The following is a 2,439-nucleotide window of genomic DNA, read 5'->3' as shown; positions in this document are numbered from 1 at the left end:
AGTCTACCATTCAGCCTCAAGCCGCGTTCGCGACACAAGGCTGAATGGTGTCTTCGTACGAGCATAAAAATATTTCCTGAAATGCTGCGGCGGAGGCCGCGCCCTTTAGCGAAGGCGCGGGCCGCGCGCGAAATGCCTGGCGAAATAGCCGCTAGGAGCCATAGGTCCTGCGTTCTCCAACTAAAAGCGAGAAAATCCCACGAGCGGCTTAACAATGAGCCCGCGGCCGTCACTGAGGAATTGAGATAGGCCAGCAATGACTTCCTCGCTCGGAGTGCCGTAGACTTCAAACGCCTCAACGGTGCAGTGCTGCGACACAGCTTGGATGAACGAATCCGTACGGCTGCGTGATGCAGAGATGGAATTGCCCAATCATTCAGTTTTAGGCGCGATGTAACGCTGTGCAAGAGTAGCAGCCGCTGGGCCGCGGCAAGATTTGCCTGAACGTTCGCGATCAAGGGGCAACACCGCCCTTCTTCTTGTGAGGCTCATGAACTGGTCCGCTTTTGGGCACAAGCGAAGTTTGCATGGATGTCTTCTAATGGCCGCGCAAAGCGGTCATTTGCGACCACGTTCCGATGTTGGCTTCGGGTTCAGGCAAAGTTGGCCTATTGAGAATTAATCCCAGGCATGGTGGCGCTCAGGGGGCGGGTCGGCCACGCCAACAGGAGGCTCGATCTAGTTCTCGGGACCTGGGCACGCCTCCTGATGCCGTCTTCCGCGCAGCAAACAGAGCCAATTGCACAATGACGTGCGCAGATGACGCGGCACATCGCCTCAAGTCGCCCGCAAGTTCAGATGCATTGCCGGCAACCTGAAGTAATTTGCGCTATTTCGATTCAGAGTTCTGGATAGGCGTTACATCGCAAACGGCGTTTGCCGAGACGTCGTTTGCGGGCTCGGTTACGTTGAGATGTAGTGCGCGCACGTCATCTCAACTCGAAAAAAAATGCGGTAATGCGATTCAAGGATCGAGAGCGGAGATTCAGATTTCCCGAGATCCGATTCCGAATTCGAGATTATCGATTCAAAGATGGAGAACAGCGTTATCCGACAAACGGCGTTTGTCGCTTGCGGTGCTGGAACTGATCCTGATCACGTGGCCAACCAAGGAGGGAAACATGGCACGAGATCGGGCGGCGCGACTGGAAAAACAGCGTGTGTGGCAGCGGGAATATCGGGCGCGGCTCAAGGCCGAACGACGGCCGAGCAACGAGGATCTGGCGCGGGCTCTGCTTGACGTCGTGCTGACGTACTACCTTGAGCGGGGGCGGGATAGTGACCTCATCCGCCTCTTGGATCATGTTGCTAACATGTTGCAGGACGTCGGTTTCTCCCAGGAAGCTACTCGAAAAGTGTGGTTCGAGCTGGAGGATCGTTACTTTGCCGGATGGTCGCTCTTGCGCCAGAGGGTCTCGCTTGCCGAGTTGAACGCGCTGCGCGGCGAGGTCGCTGAGGGCTGATCGGGTTGGCTTTGCTCAGATCGTCGGAGTTCAGCCGGATAGTTTGACGTCGGGTATAACGGCGTTATCGCTTTTGGGGACCTGTTCTCCCCATTACTCCAGAAAACGCCGTTTGCGTGGAAAGCGATTCAGAGTCGATGAAGATGACGCGTGGTTTTGTTGATATCGGACGCGTCAAACTCTCAGAACTGAAGGGGTTGGAACATGACGGAGAGGGGCGGGTTGCTAGTGGGCGTCGAGGCTGCGCCACTAGAGACGCCGTCAGGTGGCCGCTGTCTTGTGGCGCCTGTCCCACCTCCTCCTGCGTGTTTTAGGTGCGGGCAGCCTCAAGTACCCCGTACGGATCAGCCAGTCGCAAAGTGCGACCCGGACAGCGAGACTTGTATTCACGTTCTGCGCACGGCGCGGAAATAGATCGAAGCTATTCTGCCGTGGGTAAGAGATGGCAGTGATGAGACCTGCTTTAGCGATCTACACCCACTGGGAGGATTGCCGAACGGTTCTATTGCTCGTCGTGTGATTCAGCGTTTAGGTGGCTGGGGAGAGCCGAGACGATACCAGCTTGAAAGGGGTCCGAGCGTACGCTTTGTCTTTGGTCATCAGCCAAAGGCACGACGTCTTCACTATCCTTCGCGTGCCGGCAGTTTTGGATGGCCCTCTACGCACCCAACTATCCGGCGTCGAGTCTGGCAGACGTTTGCGCCTCACTGCTCGCAGCGGACGCGCGTCCCTGCGCCCATAAGTCTAGTTCCTGCCCAGCTCGAGCTCTTCGCGTTCCATGTCTTCTTCCCGCAAATACCCCTTCGACTCGGCGTCTTCTGCTGCATAGAGCTTGGCATGCAGAGCATCCAACGGTAGCCGCAACCGGAATGGTTTGCCTTCGGAGCGACGGTGATGTCAGCCGCGTTGCCCGCGGTCAGGGTCAGCGCGAAGGGGCGGCCCACCACGTCGGTCAGCGCGTGCAGCTTGGTGGTCT

The 2,439-nt window shown here is 57.3% G+C and carries 1 protein-coding gene and 1 pseudogene; one reads left to right on the top strand and one right to left on the bottom strand.

What is annotated here, in order from left to right; genetic code table 11:
- Positions 1 to 1,121 precede the first annotated feature (1,121 nt).
- Complete coding sequence (locus tag CHEJ32_RS25950; protein WP_156936794.1) at positions 1,122 to 1,463, top strand: hypothetical protein; 342 nt, start codon at positions 1,122 to 1,124, stop codon at positions 1,461 to 1,463.
- Between the two features lie 704 nt (positions 1,464 to 2,167).
- Here the strand turns inward: CHEJ32_RS25950 and CHEJ32_RS28115 are convergent.
- Positions 2,168 to 2,439 (bottom strand): annotated as a pseudogene (locus tag CHEJ32_RS28115) (hypothetical protein); the annotation flags it as partial.

The organism is Chelativorans sp. J32 (assembly GCF_000518985.1).
Lineage (GTDB): Bacteria > Pseudomonadota > Alphaproteobacteria > Rhizobiales > Rhizobiaceae > Chelativorans.
The sequence above is the reverse complement of the archived record's forward strand: the minus strand, read 5'-3'. Positions and strand labels throughout refer to the sequence as shown.